General features: G+C 68.7%; 4 protein-coding genes and 1 pseudogene. All 5 read left to right on the top strand.

The annotated features are described in order from the left end of the window. Positions 1-13: 13 nt before the first annotated feature. Positions 14-223 (top strand): annotated as a pseudogene (locus tag ABZ098_RS44805) (AMP-binding protein); the annotation flags it as partial. A gap of 78 nt (positions 224-301) precedes the next feature. Beyond that, positions 302-1759 (top strand): thioesterase domain-containing protein, encoded by a 1458-nt coding sequence (locus ABZ098_RS44810; protein ID WP_356600863.1) that lies wholly within the window; start codon positions 302-304, stop codon positions 1757-1759. Positions 1760-1870: 111 nt separating this feature from the next. Further along, positions 1871-3022 carry a sulfotransferase domain-containing protein gene (locus tag ABZ098_RS44815; RefSeq protein ID WP_356600855.1) on the top strand — a complete coding sequence of 384 codons (1152 nt, stop codon included), beginning with the start codon at positions 1871-1873 and terminating at the stop codon, positions 3020-3022. A gap of 28 nt (positions 3023-3050) precedes the next feature. Then, a complete protein-coding gene (locus ABZ098_RS44820; RefSeq protein WP_356600859.1) occupies positions 3051-3815 on the top strand; it encodes a class I SAM-dependent methyltransferase in 765 nt (254 codons plus the stop codon). Positions 3816-3988: 173 nt separating this feature from the next. Next, on the top strand, positions 3989-5482 hold a 1494-nt coding region (locus tag ABZ098_RS44825), incomplete at its 3' end, for a condensation domain-containing protein (protein ID WP_356600861.1).

Consider the following 5482-nt stretch of genomic DNA (forward strand, 5'->3'; position numbering starts at 1 on the left):
GGCGCTGGCGTCGGTGTGGCGGGCGGCTGGGCACCGGTTGCTGAATGCGTACGGGCCGACCGAGGCCACGGTGGTGGCGAGTATCGGGGCGGTGGGGGCAGAGGGTGAGGTGCCGCCGATCGGGGGGCCGGTTCCTGGTGCTCGTCTGTATGTGGTGGACGGGTCGCTGGATCTGGTGCCGGTGGGTGTGGTGGGCGAACTGCTGGTGGGTGGCGCGGGAGTGGCGCGTGGGTATGGGGGGCGTGCGGGGCTGACGGCGGAGCGTTTTGTTGCGGATCCGTTCGCCGCGGATGGTTCGCGGGTGTATCGGACTGGTGACCGGGTGCGGTGGCTGGCGGATGGCCGGCTGGAGTACGTGGGCCGGGTGGATGAGCAGGTCAAGGTGCGTGGTTACCGCATCGAACCGGCGGAGATCGAAACCGTCCTGACCGCGCATCCCGCTGTCGGGTCGGCGGTGGTGACGGTGACCGGAGAGGGCGACGCGGCCCGGCTGGCGGCGTATCTGGTCCCCGCCGACCCCGCCGAGAACATCCCCGCCCCGGGTGAGCTGCGTGAGTACCTGCGGTCCCGGCTGCCTGCCTTCATGATCCCGGCTTCCTTCACCGAGCTGTCCGCGTTCCCGCTGACTCCGGGCGGCAAGATCGACCGGGCCGCCCTCCCCGACCCCGAACCAGGCCGGGTCGATCTGTCGGACCGGTACGTCGCCCCCCGAACCAAGATCGAGCGGGCGGTGGCCAAGGCCTGGGCCGACGCGCTGGGTGTGGACCGTGTGGGCGTGGACGACAACTTCTTCGAGCTCGGCGGGCACTCCCTGCTGGTGACGCAGATCGTGGCCCGGATCCGGGCCGCCGGCTACGACACCAGCGTCGGCGACCTGTTCGACCGTCCCACCGTCGCCGGCGTCGCCGCGCAGATCGAGGCGCACCTGGCAGAGGCCAGACTCCGCTCGGCCGTCCGCATCAGGAGGGGCGACATCGTCCCCGCCGTGTACGCCGTGCACTCGATCACCGGCGAGGTCGCCGCATATGCCGGACTTGCCGATCATCTCGGCGAGGGCCAGCAGCTGATCGCCCTGCAGGAGCGGGGCCTGGTCGGCGACGACCGCCCGCTGCGGACGGTCGGGACGATGGCGGCTGCCTACCTCAGGGAAGTGTTCCAGCTCCAGCCGGACGGCCCGTACCTGTTCGCCGCGCAGTCCGGGGGATGCTACATCGCCCTCGAGATGGCGCGGCGGGCGGCCGCCGCGGGCAAGGAGGTGGGCGGTGTGTTCCTGATGGGGCCGGCCTTCCTCGGCGCCCGCGACCCCGGCTCCCGAGCCACCGACCAGGAGACCCGCCGGCTCCTCGCCCGTCTGGACGACGCGATCCAGGCTCCCCCCGGGACCCGGCTCTCCCCGGCCGACGAGGACCAGCTGCTGCGATTCCGTGAACCCGACGACAGGATCGCGGTCGCCGTCAGGGAAGGTGACAAGCACGGGATGCGGATCATGCGTGCGGTGACCATCAACGGGTTGGCCTACACCTCGTACGGGCGGAGTATGCACCGGAAGCCCTTCGACGGCAGGGTGGTGCTGTTCATGCCGGGTGAGGACCCGCAGGAGATCCGGGAGCAGGCGCTCGAGCAGTGGCGGGCCGCGCTCGTCCGGGAGCCGGAGATCGTGGACGTTCCCGCGGAACACTCGACCGTGCTGCGCGGAGACAGCGCGCGGGTCATCGGCACGTGGCTGAGGACGGAGATCACCCGCCGATGGCGGCGCTGAGCTAGAAAGCCGGTGTTCAACTGATGCCATGCCCTGGTTGAACGCCTGTGTGCCCACGCTCGTGTGCCACCCGGTTGAAATTCATGACGGGAAGGCGGAAGAATTATGGCTATGCTGGATACGGCCAGAATTGCCGTGAGTCAGTTCTTTGAGATGAGCGAGTCAGATGAACGGGCCATGGCTGCCCGCCTTTCGTCTGCGGGCTTCAGAGATATCACCTTGGGTGACGTTCTCGTCCTGGCGGCGCTGCAGATGAGGAATCACGCCGAAAAGGGGACGAGGAAGAGGCCGAAAACCGGTGGTGGCGTATCCCGAGAAATGACCGACAAGCTGTTGTCGCGCGGATACCTGGAAGACCGAGGTGGGCCGGATGATCCCGACCGTACGGGGATCGTGCTCACTTCCCAGGGCCTCTTGGCCGTTGACGTGGTCATGGACGGCGTGCTGGTTGACCGATGGGGTGCCTTCCCGTTCCGTCCGGGCGACATCGTCATCAGCGCGCCGGGCAAGTGCGGCACCACGTGGATGCAGATGATCTGCGCACTCCTGGTGTTCCAGACGCCGGATCTGCCGGCTCCGCTCAACGAGCTGTCGCCGTGGCTGGATGACCCCGTGGGCATACGCCATGAGGTGTTCGAGCGGTACGCCGCGCAGCGCAACCGGCGTTTCATCAAGACGCACAGCTCACTGGCGGACGTTCCCGCCGTCCCGCAGGTCACCTACATCGTGGTTGCAAGACATCCGCTGGATGCCGCCGTCTCGTCCTACCACCAGCGCAAGCGTTTGGAGCACGCATCCGGATCCGCTGATCGAAGCATTCGGGGCTCCGCACGGGAGTGGCTGCTCGACTGGATCGCCGAAGAGTCGGCTTCACCGGCACGGCCGAGCGACCTGGACGCCATGCTCCGGCATTTCGCCGACGCGTGGGCACGACGCGAGGAGCCGAACGTCGTCCTCACGCACTACGAAGACCTGTCCGCCGATCTGGAGGGGCAGATGCGCATCCTTGCGGAGCGGCTGGGGATCACCGTCGCCGAAGTGCTGTGGCCGGGCCTGGTGAAGGCCGCGACCTTCGAACAGATGCGTGCCGCCGCGGACCGGATCGAGCCTTTCGCGGGCGTGCTCGAGGACAGCGCGTCCTTCTTCCGGAGGGGTGTGTCGGGATCAGGAGCCGAACTGCTCACCACGGCCGAGCTCGCCGACTATCACACACGGGTCGCGCGGAACCTCGAACCCGACGTGCTGACCTGGCTGCACCGGTAGGCGTGAGGCCGAAGAAGGGGTCGATGCCATGTGTGCCGCCGAGAGACCACTGTCCACCCGGGAAGATCGCTACCGCTCGGTGCTGGCGAACCAGGGACGTGGCTCCACACTCCAATCCATCTACCGGGACGTGTATGGCGCCGACTATCCCGGCGAGGTGGAACCCTTCGGGTTCGTCACCCTGAGCGACCTGCGCCTGCTGACGGAGATTCTGGCGCAGTCGCACACGACACGCCTGCTCGACGTCGGTTGCGGCCGGGGCGGCCCCGGTCTCTGGATCGCGCGTGAGCTTGATGTGCCCCTGATCGGCGTGGACATCATCGCCGAAGCGGTGGCCGCCGCGTCGGATCGGGCGGCGAGTTTCGGCATGGCGTCCCGGGCCGGGTTCTACGTGGCCAGTGCCACGGACACCGGATTGCCCGCCGGGGGCTTCGACGGAGCGGTCAGCGTCGACGCGCTGTGGATGGTGCACGACAAGTCAGCCGCCTTCCGCGAGCTGGCACGGGTGCTCCGCCCCGGCGGCCGGCTGGTGTTCACCAGCTGGGAACCGGTTCGCCTGCCCTACGACTCCTTCCTCGAACGGGCCGGGTTCACCGACCTCGCCAAGCAGGAGATCGCCGGTTCCCGGGACCGGGAGATCGCCGTGCACGAGGCCGTCCTGCGCCATGCGGAGGCGATCTCCCTGGAACTCGGAAAAGAGGCCGCCGAAGTACTCATGGCGGAGGCGACGCACACCCCGGCCCTGTTGGACGACACCCCGAGGGTGCTCATTTCGGCCGTCCGCAGCCGGTGACCGCGCTTCACGTACCGTTCCGCCGCTGTTGACCCTTCTCAGGTACCGCTGAGCGCCGAATCACCGCGTGCCATACAGCCGTACCGAATGCCATATTGAGACGGCTGATCGGACTCCCCGATGGCAGCGGATGAATCGCGGGTTTGGTTCGGCATTCTCACGGTGGAGGACTTGTGACGCTTTCCCGGGCCAGACAGGAATTGCTGACGCGACGCCTCAAGGGAGAGCAGTCGCCGCTTCAGGAATGGGGGCGACGCCCCGACGCACCGATTCCGCTGTCATTTGCACAGCAGCGGCTGTGGTTCCTCGACCAGCTCGAACCGGGCTCGATCGAATACACCATGCCGATGCGGGTGTCGCTGGGCCGCGACCTTGACACCGGGGCGCTGAACAAGGCTCTGGACGCGGTGGTGGCGCGCCACGAGGTGCTGCGGACCCGGCTGATGGCGAACCCGGACGGCGTCGCCCACCAGATCATCGATCCGCCTGGTCCGGTCTGGCTGCCGGTCGTCGACGTGTCCGACGAACCCGATCCTGCGGCTGCCCTGGAACGGCTGGGAGCCCAGATGATCATGTCGCCGTTCGATCTGGCGACGGGGCCACTGGTGCGCTTCTGCCTGGTCCGGCTCGGTGAGCCGGGACACGTACTGCTCCTGACGATGCATCACGTCGTCTTCGACGAGTGGTCCGAGCGTGTGCTGCGGCGGGAACTTCTCGCGTTGTACTCGGCGCTGCAAGCGGGTGAGCCGGATCCGCTGCCGCCGCTCGCGGTGCAGTACGCCGATTTCGCACTGTGGCAACGGTCGTTCCTGACCGGGGACGTGCTGCAACGGCAGCTGGACTACTGGCGGGAGCGACTGGCCGGAGCCCCGGTGCTGGAGCTGCCCACCGATCGGCCCCGTCCGCCGGTGCGGTCGACGGCGAGCGGAGCGGTCCCGTTCACCGTCCCCGCCGACGTCGTGGACGGTCTGCGGGCGGTGACCCGCGAGAACGGCGCGACGATGTTCATGGCGCTGCTGGCGGGGTTCAGCGTCCTGCTGGGCCGGTACTGCGGCACCGACGACGTGGTCGTGGGCACTGCGGTCGCGGGCCGGAACCGGGCGGAGACCGAGGACCTGATCGGGTTCTTCGTCAACACCCTGGTGATGCGCACCGACCTGTCCGGCGACCCGACGTTCGCGGAAGTCCTCGCCCGGGCACGGGAAGCCGCGCTGGGGGGCTACGCGCACCAGGATCTGCCGTTCGAGCAGCTGGTGGAGGCCCTGGTCACCGAACGCGACCGCTCCCGCACCCCGCTGTTCCAGGTCTTCCTCAACTACGGTCAGGAGGACGACCCCGGACGGCCGCCCCGGGAACGCCGCGAGGAGCGCGACGGCGACGCCGTCGCCCGGCAGCTCACGACGGCCGACCTGCAGGTGAACTTCGGCGACGCGGGTGACAGCGGCCTCTCCGGGGCGATCGAGTACAGCACGGCCCTCTTCGACGAGGCGTCGGTGCGGCGGCTGGCCCGGCATCTGGTCACGGTGTTGCGGGCGTTCACGGATCCCGGTCGCAAGGTGGCTGCCCTGGAGTTGCTGTCCGACTCCGAGCGTGAGGAGGTGCGGTCGTGGGGGACGGGTGCCGAGCCGGTGGCGCGGGGCTCGGTGCTGGAGCTGATCGGGGAGCAG

Origin of the sequence: Streptomyces sp. NPDC006335 (assembly GCF_040612795.1) — a bacterium.
In the GTDB taxonomy this organism is placed as follows: domain Bacteria; phylum Actinomycetota; class Actinomycetes; order Streptomycetales; family Streptomycetaceae; genus Streptomyces.